Annotated in this window: 10 protein-coding genes; 5 read left to right on the top strand and 5 right to left on the bottom strand. The window is 76.5% G+C overall.

Annotation, left to right across the window (positions count from 1 at the left end; translation table 11 throughout):
* Positions 1-51: 51 nt before the first annotated feature.
* Together CAE01nite_RS17710 and CAE01nite_RS17705 are read left to right on the top strand one after the other, a co-directional pair.
* Positions 52-744 (top strand): response regulator transcription factor, encoded by a 693-nt coding sequence (locus tag CAE01nite_RS17710; RefSeq protein WP_146906870.1) that lies wholly within the window; start codon positions 52-54, stop codon positions 742-744.
* Between the two features lie 3 nt (positions 745-747).
* The gene (locus CAE01nite_RS17705) at positions 748-2073 is read left to right on the top strand and encodes a sensor histidine kinase (protein WP_146906869.1); all 1326 of its coding nucleotides are present in this window, start codon (positions 748-750) and stop codon (positions 2071-2073) included.
* On the opposite strand, the gene CAE01nite_RS17700 is transcribed toward CAE01nite_RS17705, so the two are convergent.
* Positions 2036-2575: a GtrA family protein gene (locus CAE01nite_RS17700; RefSeq protein ID WP_307725012.1), complete on the bottom strand. Its 540-nt coding sequence runs from the start codon at positions 2573-2575 to the stop codon at positions 2036-2038. The genes CAE01nite_RS17705 and CAE01nite_RS17700 overlap by 38 nt on opposite strands.
* 103 nt (positions 2576-2678) lie before the next feature.
* On the opposite strand from CAE01nite_RS17700, the gene CAE01nite_RS17695 reads away from it, so the two are divergent.
* Both CAE01nite_RS17695 and purE read left to right on the top strand, forming a co-directional pair.
* Positions 2679-3899 carry a 5-(carboxyamino)imidazole ribonucleotide synthase gene (locus tag CAE01nite_RS17695; RefSeq protein WP_146906868.1) on the top strand — a complete coding sequence of 407 codons (1221 nt, stop codon included), beginning with the start codon at positions 2679-2681 and terminating at the stop codon, positions 3897-3899.
* Positions 3896-4435, top strand: coding sequence for a 5-(carboxyamino)imidazole ribonucleotide mutase (gene purE / locus CAE01nite_RS17690; RefSeq protein WP_146906867.1), 540 nt, complete (start codon positions 3896-3898; stop codon positions 4433-4435). The genes CAE01nite_RS17695 and purE overlap by 4 nt, the downstream gene beginning before the upstream one ends.
* Before the next feature lie 37 nt (positions 4436-4472).
* On the opposite strand, the gene CAE01nite_RS17685 is transcribed toward purE, so the two are convergent.
* Both CAE01nite_RS17685 and CAE01nite_RS17680 read right to left on the bottom strand, forming a co-directional pair.
* A complete protein-coding gene (locus CAE01nite_RS17685) occupies positions 4473-5810 on the bottom strand; it encodes an LCP family protein (RefSeq protein ID WP_246131326.1) in 1338 nt (445 codons plus the stop codon).
* A gap of 235 nt (positions 5811-6045) precedes the next feature.
* On the bottom strand, positions 6046-7278 hold the full coding sequence (locus tag CAE01nite_RS17680; protein ID WP_246131325.1) for an LCP family protein: 1233 nt from the start codon (positions 7276-7278) through the stop codon (positions 6046-6048).
* Positions 7279-7532: 254 nt separating this feature from the next.
* Between CAE01nite_RS17680 and CAE01nite_RS17675 the strand changes: the two genes are divergently transcribed.
* Entirely contained in the window at positions 7533-10904 is a 3372-nt protein-coding gene (locus tag CAE01nite_RS17675; RefSeq protein WP_146906866.1) for a carboxypeptidase regulatory-like domain-containing protein, read from the top strand.
* Positions 10905-11521: 617 nt separating this feature from the next.
* On the opposite strand, the gene CAE01nite_RS17670 is transcribed toward CAE01nite_RS17675, so the two are convergent.
* The gene (locus CAE01nite_RS17670) at positions 11522-13477 is read right to left on the bottom strand and encodes an S-layer homology domain-containing protein (RefSeq protein WP_146906865.1); all 1956 of its coding nucleotides are present in this window, start codon (positions 13475-13477) and stop codon (positions 11522-11524) included.
* Positions 13478-13560: 83 nt separating this feature from the next.
* Positions 13561-15465: an O-antigen ligase family protein gene (locus CAE01nite_RS17665; RefSeq protein WP_146906864.1), complete on the bottom strand. Its 1905-nt coding sequence runs from the start codon at positions 15463-15465 to the stop codon at positions 13561-13563.
* Between the last annotated feature and the right edge of the window lie 2 nt (positions 15466-15467).

The following is a 15467-nucleotide window of genomic DNA, read 5'->3' as shown; positions in this document are numbered from 1 at the left end:
TCCACCTGGACTCTGCCGCGCCGTGGGCTGCGCGTGACCTAGCATGGCGCGATGACGCAGGTGCTGCTGGCTGAGGATGACCCCGCCATTGCCGAGCCTTTGGCTCGCGCGCTCACCCGTGAGGGCTACGACGTGACCGTGCAAGGCACGGGTCAAGGCGCCGTCGACCATGCCGGCGAGGCGGACCTCGTCGTCCTGGACCTGGGACTGCCGGACATGGACGGGCTCGACGTGGCCCGCGCCATCCGCAACCAGGGGCTGACCACCCCGGTGCTCGTGCTGACCGCCCGAGCGGACGAGGTGGACCTCGTCGTCGGGCTGGACGCCGGCGCCGACGACTACGTCACCAAGCCGTTCCGGCTCGCGGAGCTGCTGGCCCGCGTCCGTGCGCTGCTGCGACGCACGCACGGCGAGCCGGTCGACGAGGACGAGGTGCACGCGCAGGACGTCCGGGTAGACGTCGCCGCGCACCGCGCCTTCCAGGACGGGCGCGAGCTGCACCTGACCGCCAAGGAGTTCGACCTGCTGCGCGTGCTGGTCGCCGCGGCCGGCACCGTGGTGGCCCGCGAGACGCTCATGCGCGAGGTGTGGGGCAGCGACCCGCTCGGCTCCACGAAGACCCTGGACATGCACGTGTCCTGGCTGCGCCGCAAGCTCGGCGACGACGCCAACTCGCCCCGCTACGTCTCGACGGTGCGGGGGATGGGTTTCCGGTTCGAGACCGGCGCCGACGCGGCGGCGTAGGTCGTGCGCCGGCGCGTCCTGCAGGCCACCATCGCGGCGGTCACGGTCGCCGTCGTCCTGCTCGGCTTCCCGCTGGCGTTCTTCGGGGCGCAGTACGCGCGTGACAACGAGGTGCGCGAGCTGGAGTCGCGGGCCGAGCAGCTCGCGTTCGCCGTCGACTTCCGGGTCGAGCGGGAGATCGAGCTGACCCAGTCCACGCTCGAGGCCTACACCGGTGGACGGACGTCCCAGGCGGCCGAGGTCACGGTCATCCAGCCGGACGGCACCCGCCTGCACGCCGGGGAGCCGATCGACGGACGACGCATCGAGACGCGCACGACCGCCCAGACCGGTGCGGTCGTCGAGCTGGTCATCTCCTGGTGGGACGTGTTCTGGCTCAGCGCGCGGGTCGTGGCGCTGGTCGTCGCGGCCGCGGTGGTGGCGTTCGGCGCCGGGATCGCGACCGCGATGTGGCAGGCCAACCGGCTGGCGGCGCCGCTGGTGTACCTGGCCGCGTCGGCCGAGCAGCTGGGGTCCGGGCAGGTCCGGCCGCAGGTCGAGCCGTCCGGCGTGGAGGAGATCGACCTCGTCGCGGCGGAGCTGGCCCGCAGCGCGGACCGCATGGCCGGGCGGCTCGCGGCGGAGCGGCAGTTCGCCGCCGACGCCTCCCACCAGCTGCGGACCCCGCTGACCGCGCTGTCCATGCGGCTGGAGGAGATCCACGACGCGACCGAGAAGCCCGAGGTCCGCGAGGAGGCCCGGATCTCCCTGGAGCAGGTGGAGCGGCTGGTCACCGTGGTGGACGACCTGCTCACCCGCTCGCGGCGGGCCCAGGGCGGGACGACCGAGGCCCTGCGCCTGATCGACGTCGTGCACCAGCAGGAGGAGGAGTGGGCGCCCACGTTCGCCGCCGCCGGACGCGAGCTGCGCATCGACGTGTCGCAGAGCGCGCACGTGCTGGCCACGCCCGGCGCGCTCGCCCAGGTGCTCGCGACGCTCATCGAGAACTCCCTCAAGCACGGCGGCGGGCGCACCACCGTCCGGTCACGTCAGAGCGGGCCGAGCGCCGCCATCGTGCTCGAGGTCGCGGACGAGGGTCCGGGCGTCCCCGACCACCTGGCCCCCCGGATCTTCGACCGCGGCACCACCTCGGGCGCCGGGACGGGGCTGGGCCTGGCGCTCGCGCGCGACCTGGTGGCGGCCGACGGCGGTCGTCTCGAGCTGGCGCAGCGCCGGCCGGCGGTGTTCGCGGTGTTCCTCGCCGGGGTGCCGCGCTCGCTCGACCCCGACGTCGTGCTGCCGAAGGGGTCGCTCATCTCCCCGCGGCGGATCGGTCGTCGGCGCCGGTGAAGACCAGGCGCTGGTAGCAGACGTACCGGAACGCGGTCCCGAGCACGAGCCCCACCACGTTCGCGGAGATGTTGTCCGCGAGCGGGGACCGCAGCCCGAGCACGTAGTGCGAGAACCCCAGGCACGCGAGCCCGACGGCGAGCCCTCCGAGGTTGACCAGGGCGAACCCGAGCAGCTCGCGACCGCGGGCGCCGGTCCGCCGGTGCGCGAAGGTCCAGTAGCGGTTGCCCAGCCACGCGACCACGGTGGCCACGGCGACGGAGAGGGCCTTGGCGGTGAGCGGCTTGGCCTCGAGCAGGTCGCCGGGACCGAACCGCAGCAGGTTGAAGAGGCCGACGTCGACCACGTACGCGACGGCGCCCACGGACCCGAACCGGGCCAGCTCGGCGACCCGCGCGACGGACCGGGTGCGCCACGCCGCTGCGGACGCTCCGCGGGCCGGCACCCCGGGTGCCGGGGGCTGGGCGAGGGTCCGCGGGCCGGTCCGGGCAGGGGGCGTCACGACCGGAGCGTAACCCGCGGGATCCCGGCCCCGGGTGGGTCCGGGTGGCTCCGGGGTGGACGGCGCGCCGGCGCCCACGCGGTCCCGGCTACCCTCGACCTCCGTGGCAGCACCTGTGGTGGCAGTGGTCGGCGGCGGTCAGCTCGCCCGGATGATGGCGCCCGCGGCGACCGCGCTGGGCGTGCACCTGAGGGTCCTGGTGGAGGGCCCGGCGTCCTCTGCGGCCCAGGTGGTCCCGGACTCGGTCGTCGGCTCGGCGTCGGACGTCGGCGCCGTCCGCGCGCTGGTCACCGGCGTCCCTGGTGCGGACGTGCTGACCTTCGAGCACGAGCACGTGCCCAACGACCTGCTCGAGCAGCTCGTCGCCGAGGGGCACCCCGTGCACCCGGCGGCGCACGCGCTCGTGCACGCGCAGGACAAGATCGTCATGCGGCAGCGGCTCACCGCGCTCGGCGTCCCCTGCCCGCGCTGGGCGCCGCTGCCGGACGCAGCCGCGCTGCAGCGGTTCCTCGACGAGGCCGGTGGCGCCGTGGTGGTCAAGACCGCCCGCGGCGGCTACGACGGCAAGGGCGTGCGGGTGGTGACACGCACCGACGAGGTCGCCGACTGGCTCGACGCGCTCGGGGACGGCGGCGTGCCGCTGCTGGCCGAGGAGAAGGTGCCGTTCGTCCGCGAGCTCGCGGTGATGGTCGGGCGCCGGCCCTCCGGCGAGGTGCGGGCGTGGCCCGTCGTGGAGTCGGTGCAGGAGGGCGGCGTCTGCAGCGAGGTCGTCGCGCCCGCGCCGGACCTGGACGCGACGGTCGCCCAGGAGGCGACGGCGCTCGCGGTGCAGGTGGCGCAGGGGCTGGACGTGACCGGCGTGCTGGCCGTCGAGCTCTTCGAGGTCCGCGACCCCGACGGCGGATCCCGCGTCCTGGTCAACGAGCTGGCGATGCGCCCGCACAACACCGGCCACTGGACCATCGACGGGGCGGTGACCAGCCAGTTCGAGCAGCACCTGCGCGCGGTCCTGGACCTGCCGCTGGGCGCCACCCGGGCGCGCGCGCCGTGGTCGGTCATGGTCAACGTCCTGGGCAGCCGCCACGCCGACCTCGCCGACGCGCTGCCGGCGGTCGCCGCGCTGGACGCCGACGCCAAGGTGCACCTGTACGGCAAGGAGGTCCGGCCGGGCCGCAAGCTCGGGCACGTCACCGTGACCGGGGACGACCTGGCCGACGTCCGGGCGCGGGCGCGCGCCGCCGCCGCGGTCCTGCGCGGCGAGGAGCCGGCCGGACGTCCGGCCGCAGCGACGGCCTCGACGGCCACGAGCGGGGGAGCAGCATGAGCGGGCAGCCGCAGGTCGGGATCGTCATGGGGTCGGACTCGGACTGGCCGGTCATGCAGGCGGCGGCCGACGCGCTGGCCGAGTTCGGCGTGCCGGTGGAGGTCGACGTCGTCTCCGCGCACCGCATGCCGCAGGACATGGTCGACTACGGCCGCGCCGCCGCCGACCGCGGGCTGCGCGTGGTGATCGCCGGCGCCGGCGGCGCCGCCCACCTGCCCGGCATGCTCGCCGCCGTCACGACCCTGCCCGTCATCGGCGTGCCGGTGCCCCTGAAGTACCTCGACGGCATGGACTCCCTGCTGTCCATCGTCCAGATGCCCGCCGGCGTGCCGGTGGCGACCGTGTCCATCGGCGGGGCCCGCAACGCGGGACTGCTCGCCGTGCGGATCCTGGCGGCGGGGGTCGACGACGACGCCCGCCGGCTCGCCGGGGCGATGGTGGCGTTCCAGGACTCCCTGCGCGCGCAGGCGAGCGAGAAGGGCCGCCGGCTGCGCGAGCGGCACGCGGCCGATCGGGCCCCGGCGCCCGGGGCCTGACGGGCGGGGCCTGACGGGCGGCGTCAGCCGGCGGAGGTCAGCCGGCGGGGACCCCGCCGACCGGACCGGCCGGCAGGTCGCCGTTCATCACGTCGCGGAAGAACGCCGGCGACGCGTCCGGGTCCAGCCGGACGGTCGAGCCGATGCCCCCGGGCCGGTAGTCGGCGTCGATGATCGGCGGCGTGCCGCGGATGCCCTCCGGCCCGGACGCGCTGCGGAACGCGAGTGCGAGCCGGCCCAGGTCGGTGATGTCCGTCCCGTCGCTCACGTGCAGCGCCCCGATGCCGGCCGACACCAGGCCGACCTGCCGACCGGGGTTGAGCACGGTGGACGGGGTGGCCGCCGCCGACGACAGTGCCGCGATCAGCTGCTGCTGGCGCTTGGCGCGGCCAATGTCGCCCTCGCGGTCCGCCTTGCGCATGCGGGCGAAGGCGAGGGAGGTGTAGCCGTCGACGACCTGGCAGCCGGGGGCGGCCCAGACGAGCCCGGAGTCCGGGTCGTCCAGCGGGAAGCTGACCTGGTTGACCGCCGGGTCCAGGCACAGCTCGACGCCGCCGACGGCGTCCACCACCTGGGCCACCCCGCCGAGGCCGACCTCCACGTAGTGGTCGACGTGCATGCCGGTCAGCCCCTCCACCGTCTCCACGAGCAGCGGGGCGCCGCCCCAGGAGTACGCGGCGTTGAGCTTGTTCGCGCCCTGCCCGGGGATCTCGGCGAGGGTGTCGCGCGGCAGAGAGATCAGCGCGGCCGGCCCGCCGGACGGGACGTGCAGCAGCATGATCGTGTCGGTGCGGGCACCCTCCGTGCCGTCCTGGGCGATGCCGCCCTCCCCGCCGCGCAGGTCCGACCCGGCGAGCAGGTAGGTGATGCCGGGGGTGTCGGCGCCGCCGGACAGCGCCGGCACGTGCTGGATCTTGCCGTTGGCCCACACCAGCAGGCCGACGGGCCACGCGAGCAGGAGCACCGCGACGACCGCGACCCCGAGCAGCAGCCGTCGGCGCCGCTCGCCGTGACCGCCGAGCAGCCCCGCGCGTGGCGTGGCGGACGGCGCCCCGGGAGCCCCCGCGCCGGGCGCGAGGCCGGGGGCGACGGTGCCCGGGCGTGCGGACGCGACCCGGGCTGGGCCGCCGACCTGCACCGGTGCGCCGCCGACCTGCACCGGTGCGCCGAGGGCCTGGGCCGACCGCGGCGGGATCTGCACGGCCGGCCGGCCCACGGGCTGGGCGGTGCCAGTCCGCTGCGGGCCCCCGGTGCGGGGTGGCACCTCCACCGGGTGCGCGGTGCCCACCGGCTGGGCGGACCCGGCCTGCCGCGCCGGCGCCGCGCGCGGCGGCAGGGGGCGGGCCGGGACCGCGCGCGGCGGGACCGTGCCCACGGGGTCGGCGTCGTCGACGGCCGGGGCCCGCCGTGCCGGGCCCCCAGGGGCGAAGCTCGGCGGCGGCGCGCTCGGACCCGCATCGGCGCGGGCGTCCGCAGCGGGCCGTCGGGGGTCCCGGGGAGCCGTCGGGCGGGGCGGGCCGCCGACCGGACGGGCCGAGCCGCCGGCACGGGCGCGGCTGCCGCCGCCCCCGCCCGCCGCGTCGGGGGCGTCCTCGCGGCCGGTGGGACGCTCAGCCACAGACGGTCGAGACGTCGTCGGCGGTGATCGGGTCCTTGCCGGGAGTGGGCGGGGCGGCCTCGACCGGCGGCGTGGTGACGGCGGGGTCGGGCGTCGCAGCCGGGTCAGGCGTCGAGGCGGGGTCGGGGGTGGCCGGGGGCTCGGCGACCAGGGGCAGGTCGGCGGACATGTTCGACCACAGCAGGTCCGCCTCGTCCGTCATGACGACCCGGTTCGGGTCCGACGGCGCGGTGGCGAACGGGACCGTCATGAAGGCGATGTTGCCACCCAGCGTGGCGCGCAGGCTGAAGGCGAGGCCGGTCATGTTGGGGATCGACGCCAGGTTCGGGCTGGCGGTGATCGACGACGTCGCGGCGTTGAGGAAGCTCAGCAGCTGCGGCACGTCGGTGAGCAGGTTCTTGGACTGCACGGTCTGCACCGTCGCGGCGAGCAGCTGCTGCTGGCGGCCCAGGCGGTCGGTGTCCGAGCCGTCGCCGACCCCGGTGCCGGTGCGTGCCCGGGCGAAGGCCAGTGCGGTCGAGCCGTCGAGCACGTGGTTGCCGGCGGTGAGCTCCAGCCCCGCCTTGGGGGAGCTCATGTCGTTCGGGATGCACATCGGCACCCCACCGAGCGCGTCGATCATGCGGATGAACCCCGCGAAGTCGATGACCACGTAGTCGTCGATGAAGACGCCGGTGTTCTCCTCCACGGTCGCGATCGTGCACACCGCGGCGTCGGAGACCTGGCCGCTCTCGGACCCGATCGAGAAGGCCGCGTTGAACTGGCCGCGCTGGGAGCGGGAGGCGGTGCCGTCGGATCGGTTGCACGCCGGGATGTCCACCAGCGTGTCGCGGGGGATGGAGACGAGCTCGACCCGGCTGCGGTCGGCGGACACGTGCATGACGATCGTCGTGTCCGACCGCATGCCCTCGACCTCGCCGCCGATCTCGGCGTTCTCGCCCTCGCGCACGTCGGAGCCGATGAGGAGGATGTTCAGCGCCCGGCCCGCGTTGGGGTCGTCGGGGTCGGGGGCAGCCGACGGCGTCGGGCGGTTCTCGCCGAGCAGCTCGGTGACGTCGACGGACCGGATGTTGCCCTGCAGCCGCGTGTACGCGCTCGCAGCGCCGGTGACGCCGAACGCGAGCAGGGCCGTGACGCCGAGCGCGGTGCCGTACAGCACCCGGTGGGACTCCGGGCGGCGGGCGTGGCGGGCGACGCGCGGGCGCGCGGCATGGCGAGAGGGCACGCAGGGAGTTTAGGCGTGCGGGTCTCACGGGACGGCGGAGCGGCAGCGCCGATCGGGTAGAGACGTTGTGAAGCCGGCCGCACGCGACCGGGACGTGGCGGGCACCGCCGCCGGCGCCCGCCCCGGCGACGTCGGCCGGCGTCGGGTGAAGTCGGCCGTCCGGTCCTCAGGACGTGGTCCGGGCTGCCGAAGGGACGGACGCAGGCGTGCGCGCACGGACGCGGCGCGCCGACACCACTCGAGAAAGCGGTCCGATGCGTAGGTCCCACGCCTCACCCCCCTCCCACCTGCGCCTCGCGCAAGCCCTTGTCCCGGCGCTCGTCGCCGCCGTCGCACTCACCGGTGCGGCGCCGGCCGCCTCCGCGGCCGACGGTGACCGGCCCGAGGGCTCGCGCACCGCAGCGGCCGACGGTGGCCGCCCCGAGGGCTCGCGCACCACAGCGGCCGACGGCTCGCCGACCGATTTCTCGTCCCCGCTCCAGGCTCCCCTCGACCCCGCGACCCTCGCCGACCGGGTGGCCGAGACCGAGGCCGCCGAGGCCGCCGCCCGGGCCGCTGCGGACCAGGCCGCGAACCCGGGCTCGGTCGTCGTCCCCGAGGAGCACCGCGACCAGGCCGCGCCGGCGCTCCCCGACGCCGCCGCGCTCGTCACCGAGCAGCCGCCGACGCAGGCGGACACCGCCGCGACCGGATCGGTCCTCGGTGTCGTCACCGGACCGGCGGGGCCGCTCGCGGACGTCTCCGTCATCCTCAGCCCGCGGGCGGGCGCTGGCCTGATCGGCGCGCACGCGCGCACCGACGTCCACGGCCGCTACACGGTCGCAGGCGTGCAGCCGGGCGACTACCACGTCTTCTTCCTCGCCGGATCCATGTCGGGTCTGATCAACGAGTACTGGGAGAACAGCCCGACCACGATCACGGCGACGCCCGTGACGGTGACGGCGGGCGGGACGGTCGCCGGCATCGACGCCGAGCTCGAGGCCGGGGCGACCATCACCGGGCGGGTCACCGACGACGCGGGCCGGCCCGTCGCCGGCGTGGGTGTCTCCGCCGACTCCGCGAGCTCGATGACCTACGGCGGCTGGACGAGCACGAAAGCGGACGGGACCTACTCGCTCGCCGGCATCGCGGGCGGCTCGTACGTCCTCAACTTCGTGGCGCCCCCCACGTCGGGCGTGATCTCCGAGTACTGGAACGACACCCCGGAGCGGTCCAAGGCCACGGTGCTCGAGGTCCCCCCGGGCGCGACCGTCCCGCACATCGACGCCGAGCTGACGACCGGCGGTGTCATCACGGGCACCGTCACCGGCCCCGGAGGGGCACCGCAGCAGGGCGTCCAGGTCACCGCCGCGCACGCGGACGGGTCGGGCTGGGGGCAGCCGGCGACCACCGGCGAGGACGGGACGTACCGGCTCGCCGGTCTGGCGGGGAGCGTCTACACGGTCTCCTTCGGCGCGCGGGAGGGTAGCGGGCTGCTCGACGAGCACTGGCCCGACGCCCCCACCGTCCACACCGCGACCGAGGTCCCCGTGGCGCTGGGCCGGACGGTCGAGCGCGTCGACGCGCAGCTGGCGCCGGGCGGTGCCATCAACGGCACGGTGACGGGTCCCGGCGGCGTGCCGGCCGGGACGACCGTCACCGTCTCGGGATCGGGCACCTACCGGCAGGTCCACACGGCGGCGGACGGCACCTACACCGCCGACGGCCTCCCGACCGGGAAGTACACGGTCGAGTTCCAGGGCGACGGCTCCCTGGCCGGCGAGTTCTGGGACGACGCGCCCCTGTGGGTCGACTCGTCGCTCGTCCCCGTCGAGATCGGGAGGACGACGCCCGCGAGCGCCGAGCTCGCACCGGGCGGGACGATCACCGGGACGCTCACGGGCCCGACCGGCGCCCCGCTGGCCGGGGCGCAGGTCTCGCTCTCCGGCATGAACGCCTACGACTGGCGCTTCCTGACCACCGACGCCGACGGCCGGTACTCGGCCACCGGGCTGCGGGCCGACTCCTACAGCATCTGGTTCACCGGCGGCACCCAGAACGGCAACCTCGTCGGCGAGTACTACGGGGACGGGGCGGACTGGGACGCGAGCGCGAAGGTCGCGGTCACGTCCGGCGCCACCGCGGTCGCGGACGCCGGCCTCGCGGCGGGGGCCACCTTCACCGGCACGGTGACGGACAGCCAGGGCGACCCGGTCGCCCACGCAGCGGTGCACGCCATGCCGTTCGACGGCGTCGGGGGCGGGGGCTACGCGACCACCCGCCCGGACGGCACGTACGAGGTGGACGGCCTGCGCGGTGACGACTACGTCGTCGCCTTCTACGGTCCAGCCGGCAGCTACGCCTACGAGTACTGGCAGGACGCCGGCAGCCCCGACACCGCCACCCCCCTGGTCGTCCCGACGGCCGGCGCCGTCGGGGACGTCGACGCACGGCTCGAGGCCGCGGCGAGCGTGTCCGGGTCCGTGGCCGACGCGTCGGGCACGGCGCTCTCCGGCGTCGCGGTCGAGGTGCTGAACGAGCGCGGGGAGTACGAGAACGCCGGCAGGACCGAGGGCGGCGCCTACTCGCTGGACGGTCTGCGCGCCGGCGGTGTCAAGGTCGCCTTCGCGCGGGCGAGCGGCACGACCCCGTACGTCCCGCAGTTCTACTCCGGCGCCACGACGTTCGAGGCGGCCCGCACGGTGCCGCTGACGCAGGGCGTCGCGAGCACGGGTCTCGACGTCGTCATGGCGACCGGCGCCACCATCTCCGGCCGGATCACCAACGCGGCTGGTGTGCCGCTGCGAGGGGTCGACGTCCGGGCCTTCGCCCCGGACGAGGAGTCCGTGCCGACGCGTGGTGGCCGGACCAGGCAGGACGGCACCTACGTCATAGAGGGTCTCCTGCCGGGGAGCTACCTCGTCGCCGCGCTGCGCATGGCCGACGACGCCGCAGGCTCGGACGTCTTCCACCGGACCGGGACGACGCGACCGGGCACCGGGACCGTCGCCGTGACGGGCACCGCCGCTGCCACGGGGGTCGACATCGTGGTGGGCGGCCCTCAGCCGGTCCGGTTCGCCGATGTGGGGCCGGGTGCGCCGTTCGCGGTGGAGATCGACTGGCTGCGGGCGCGGAGCATCTCCATGGGGTCGGTCGACCCGACGACCGGCGAGGTGCGCTTCGACCCGGCCGGCGCGGTGCGTCGCGAGGCGATGGCGGCGTTCCTGTACCGGGCTGCGGGGTCGCCGGCGTTCGAGGCTCCGGCGACGTCGCCGTTCGTCGACGTGCAGGCTGGTGCGCCGTTCTACCGGGAGATCTCCTGGTTGGCGGCGCAGGGGATCTCCAAGGGGACCGACGTCGGTGGTGGGAGGTTCGAGTTCCGGCCGGCGGAGTCGGTGACGCGTGAGGCGATGGCAGCGTTCCTGTACCGGGCCAAGGGCAGGCCGGTGTTCACCGAGCCGGCGGTGTCGCCGTTCGCGGACGTGGTCGCGGGCGCGACGTTCTCCAAGGAGATCGCGTGGCTGCGGGCGGCGGCGATCTCCCAGGGGACGCAGGTGGGCAGCACGCTGGAGTTCCGCCCGGCCGAGCCGGTCCGGCGGGAGGCGATGGCCGCCTTCCTCTTCCGGGCGTACGAGCCGGCGAAGTGAGCACGGCGACGTAGGCACGACCGCACCGGCGGTGCTCACCCGCCGGTTACGACGAGCGCCCTCCACCCCTGCCGGGGTGGGGGGCGCTCGTGCGTGCGCCCGCGACGTCCGGTGCTGCAGGGGCCACCACGGAGCTCCACCGGGGCCGCCAGGGGTGAAGCGCCCTGGAGCCCCGGGGAGGGCTCGGACACGTTCCACGGGGCGGGTGAGCAGCGCCCCTCCGCGGGGCGACGTCGTGGTGACGGGCACCGCGACGACGTCGGGGGTGGACGTCGTGGTGGGCGGCCCTCAGCCGGTCGGGTTCGCCGATGTGGGGCCGGGTGCGCGGTTCGCGGGGGAGATCGACCGGCGGCGTGCTCGGAGCAGGTCCACGCGTCGGTGGACCCCACGACCGGGGAGGCGGGTGCGTCGTGAGGCGATGGCCGCGTCCCTCCTCGGGGCGTACGAGCCGGCGACGAGGACGGCGACGTCGGCACGACCGCACCGGCGGTGCTCACCCGCCGGCGGCGACGAACGCCCTCCACCCCTGCCGGGGTGGAGGGCGCTCGTGCGCGTGCGGCGTCGGGCCGTGCCCGGCCCAGAGGCCGGCGGGCTCGCGTGCCCGGGCGGCCCCGGGGTCAGCCGATCGTCGCGGAACGGTGCAGGAAGGCAGCCATGGCCTCGCGCATCACCGGCTCGGCGGGGCGGAACTCCGTGCCCGCCGGCGTGGCGGTGCCGCGGGAGATGCCGCGCTCCCGCAGCCACGCGATCTCCTTGGCGAACGGCGCGCCCGCGGCCACGTCCAGGAACGGCGACACCGCCGGCTCGGTGAAGGCGGGCCTGCCCTTGGCCCGGTACAGGAACGCGGCCATGGCCTCGCGCGTGACGGACTCGGCCGGACGGAACTCACGCCGGTCGCCGACGACCGTGCCGGTCGAGATCCCCCGCTCGGCCAGCCACGTGATCTCCCGGTGGAACGGCGCACCCGGGGGGACGTCGACGAACGGCGACGCGGTGGTCACCGCGGGCGAGCCGGCCTGGCGGTAGAGGAAGGCAGCCATGGCCTCCCGGGTGACCGGCGCGCTCGGGTCGAACAGGAGCGACCCGTCCGGGGCCGCCGAGCCGAGGCTGATACCGGCCGTGCGGAGCCAGGCGATGTCGGCCGCGAACGGGTGGTCGGCCGGCACGTCGCCGAACGGGCCCGCCGGGGCGGGGGGTGAGACGCGCACCCGGGCGGAGGTCGCGCTCTGGGTCAGCACCGTGAGCGTGTAGCCCGACCCCGGGATCGCCCAGCGGGAGCCCAGGGGCGCGGACACGACGGAGAACCCGGTGCCGGTCGGGGCGCGGAGGTCGAGCAGCTCGGACGTCGCGCCGAGGGTGCCCTCGGGGGCGACGAGCCGGTGCGCCTGGACCCCGGCCCACGCGGCCTTGCGGGTGTCCCGTCCCACCGCGGGGCGGTAGTCGACGAACAGGTCCCCGTGGTCGGTGGGCACCCGGATCGCCCGGACGGCAGTCGCCGACCCCAGCGGCGCGAGGTCGACCTCGACCGTGCGGTCCGGCGACGCGTCGACGGACCGGACCAGCCCGAGGGCCGAGGCGAGCGCGGTGTTGAGGTTGCCCGGCGCGGCACCGGTCGAGATCCCCATGACGTCCGAGACGTCCAGGTACTCCTTCAACGTGCAGGTCGCCGACAGCGGGACCCGCTGCCCTCCCTCGGTGCAGCTCGTGCCGTTGGCGTGCCCGACGCCGAGGTTGTGGCCGAGCTCGTGCGCCAGGACGTCGGTCCGCGCGAGCCCGTTGATCCAGATGTCGTTGCCGCCGACCTCGCCGAGGCCGACCCACCCGCCGCAGTCGGAGCGGGTCGGGAAGTACACGGCGACGTGGTCGCGGTGCGCGGTCGACGGGGTGACGCCGTGCGCGGCGAGGGCCGCGGTGCGCAGGTGCGCCGGGGAGCAGGTCCCGGGGTCGGCGATGAGCGCCGACGGCCGGACGGTGACCGCCGTCGTCATGGCGCCGCCCGTCTGGTCGGACCAGAACGTCGCCGACTCCTCGGCCACCGCGCGCAGCGTCGCGTCCGACGCGTCGCGGGCGCCCCAGTGCACCGGCAGGACGAGCAGCGTGTGCGGCCCCGCCGGCTGGGTGGCGGACCGCGCCGCCGCGAGACCCGAGGGTGCCCGACGCACGTCGACGACCTCCACCCCGGTGGGGTCCGTGGCGGCCGACTCGACCGCCTCGGCGGCGCTCATGCCCGCCGGGGCGTCGAGCGTCGCGGTGACGGGCTGCCCGGCGGGGATGGACGTCCCGAGCCCCGGGGGCAGGTCCAGCAGCGTGCCGTCCACGTCCAGGAGCCGGATCGACGCGGGGTGCTCCTCCTCGGTCGCGTGCGGCGTCCCGTCCGGTGCGGAGCCGTGCCCGGTGGCGAACTCGTCCCCGCCGTCGACCACGACCTCCCGCAGCACTCCCTGGGCGGTGACGTCGCCGTCGTCGGCCGCGGCGGCGCCGGCGCCGGTCAGGCCGAGGGTGGCGGAGAGGCACAGGGCCGCCAGTGCGGCGGCGCTCCGTCCGAGGGCAGCGGGTGCGCGGGTCGGGGTCATCGGATCTCCGGGCGTGGGTGAGGAGCAGGGAACAGGTCTGCCCCATCGGCAGCAGGGCCCGGTCTATGAGGGTCTGTCGGTGCTCATCCGCTTCTGTCCCCTCCGAGACGACGGGCGGTCGCCTCGGCCGCGGCCGCGAGGTCCGGCCGGCCGGTGAACCGGTAGACGATCGCCAGGTTCTCCCACGGCAGCGGGTCCGCCGGGGCGTACCGCGCCGCGGTCCGGAAGTGCTCCTCCGCCGCGCCGGTGTCCCCGCCCTGGGCAGCCAGCACGCCGGCCGCGAGCCGGACGTCGGGGTGCCACGGGGCCCGCGCCGTCAGGAGGTCGAGCTCGGCGCGTGCGGGACCGACCTGGCCGACGACGCCGCGCGCGTAGCCGTGGACGAGCGCCGCCTCGAGGGAGTCCGGAGCGGCGGTCAGGGCCCGCTCGGACCAGGTCAGCGCCGCTGCGCCGGAGGCCGGGTCCCCCGCCAGCGAACCGGCGTGGAACGCCTGCGCGGCGATCAGGGCGACGTCGCGGTCCCACGGGCGCAGCCGTGCCGCGGCGTCGAACCCGGCGGTGGCGCGCTCGGTGTGGCCGGCCGCCGCCGCCGTCACCGCGCCGGCGAGCGGCACCTCCGCCGCGGTGCCGGCGGCGAGCGCGAGGCCCCACACGCCGGCACCCGCCGCGACCAGGCGCGACGTCCGGCCGCGCGGTGCGCCGAGCCCGGCCGGGGACCCGTGGCCCGGCTCGCGGCTCGCCGCCGGCGCGGTCGCGACCATCGCCCCCACGAGCAGCGCCACCACGGGCGTCGTCCCCGGCGTCGTGAAGTGGGTCAGCAGCGCGAGCCCGTAGCCTCCGGTCGCCGCGAGCGCGCCGGGGACGAGGTCGGCGCGCGAGGTTCCGGCGGACAGGCGCCAGGAGCGAGCGCCGAGCCGCACGACCGTCACCGCGAGGACGACCGCGAGCACCAGGAGCGGCATGCCCCCGGCGAGGAGCGCCTGCAGCGGCCAGGCGTGCGGCGAGTCGGGCGGGTCGGCGCTGCCCACCTGCAGCGCCCACGCCTGGGAGTGGCGCCCGGCGACGGCGTCGACGAAGCCGCTGGGGCCGACGCCCAGGAGCGGGTGGTCCGAGGCCAGCGAACCTGCGTCCGCCCACAGCAGCCGGCGGCCCCCGACCGTCCCGCCCGACAGGTCGCCGAGGCGCAGCAGCCGGTCACGGGTGGCGGGCACCGCCGCGAGCGCCGCAGCCAGGGCGGCCCCCGCCGCGAGGCACGCCAGCGCGGCGGGCGGCAGCCGCCACGACCGCGGGCCCGGTGCACCACGGTGCCGCAGGACCTCGGACGCGGCGAGCACGACGACCGCCGCCAGCGCGGCGAGCGCGGCGGCGCGCGAGCCGGACGCGACGACCGCCGTGGCCGCCGCGACCGCACCGAGCACGACCACCGGGCGCCGCTCCCGCCAGGCGGGCAGGAGCAGCACGGCGAGGACGACCGTGCCGACCAGGCCCAGGTCGGTGGCGTTGCCCAGCAGGGACCCGGGCCGTGCGGCGTCCCCTCCGAGCGGCCGCCCACCGCCCGCCTCGACGGCGCCGACGACGCCGACGACCGTCGCGACGACGGCGAGGGCGGTCCGCAGGGTGCGCAGGCGGGTGACCGGTGCGGCCGGACCGAGCAGGCGGGCGCCCGCCCACAGGGCGCCCACGTACACGGGCAGGGCGACGAGCCCCTCGTACCGGGGCCATCGACCGAGCAGCTGGGCGGCCGGGGCGGCGGAGGACAGCGCCGACGTCACCAGCACGAGCGCGCCGACGCCGAGGACCACCCCGACCGGCCGGGGCAGTCGGCCGGCGGGCCGGGCGAGGGCGGCCAGACCGACCGCGACGACCGCGACCAGGAGCTTGGCCACCGCGAACCGGAACAGGCCGCCCGGGACCATCGCGACCGGGACCAGGGCGAGCGCCCAGAGCGCCGGCCGTGCCCACGGGTCACCGGCGCCCCCGGCACGCACGC

It is taken from the genome of Cellulomonas aerilata, from assembly GCF_007991755.1.
Lineage (GTDB): Bacteria > Actinomycetota > Actinomycetes > Actinomycetales > Cellulomonadaceae > Pengzhenrongella > Pengzhenrongella aerilata.
This window is presented reverse-complemented; position numbering and strand designations above follow the sequence as displayed.

Bases quoted from the DNA above. Each gene is read 5' to 3' on its own strand.
- CAE01nite_RS17710 (WP_146906870.1), top strand. From the start codon at position 52: ATGACGCAGGTGCTGCTGGCTGAGGATGACCCCGCCATTGCCGAGCCT.
- purE (WP_146906867.1), top strand. From the start codon at position 3,896: ATGAGCGGGCAGCCGCAGGTCGGGATCGTCATGGGGTCGGACTCGGAC.
- CAE01nite_RS17675 (WP_146906866.1), top strand. From the start codon at position 7,533: ATGCGTAGGTCCCACGCCTCACCCCCCTCCCACCTGCGCCTCGCGCAA.
- CAE01nite_RS17670 (WP_146906865.1), bottom strand. From the start codon at position 13,477: ATGACCCCGACCCGCGCACCCGCTGCCCTCGGACGGAGCGCCGCCGCA.